We start from the raw sequence: 245 nt of genomic DNA, 5'->3' as shown, positions 1-245 counted from the left end.
AGGCACAATTGATCTGGTAGTTTCTGGCGGCACCGCACCATACACTTACTTGTGGAATACCGGCGCTACGAGCGAAGACCTCAGTGGCTTGACCGCAGGAACGTACACAGTTACTGTTACGGACGACCAAGGCTGTACGGATGAAGCAACGTTCACAATTGAAGAGCCAACGACTTTAGAGATCGACGTTGACGCTACTGTTCTGACGGATGCTGATTGTAACGGATCAGCAACAGGCACAATTG

At 50.6% G+C, this 245-nt stretch carries 1 protein-coding gene; it reads left to right on the top strand.

All coding sequences use genetic code 11. The annotated features are described in order from the left end of the window. Positions 1-245 (top strand): SprB repeat-containing protein (locus tag ACRBG0_RS27285; protein ID WP_431489995.1); only part of this gene is annotated, 245 nt, incomplete at both ends.

This window comes from Lewinella sp., assembly GCF_050633125.1.
GTDB lineage: Bacteria > Bacteroidota > Bacteroidia > Chitinophagales > Saprospiraceae > Lewinella.
This window is presented reverse-complemented; position numbering and strand designations above follow the sequence as displayed.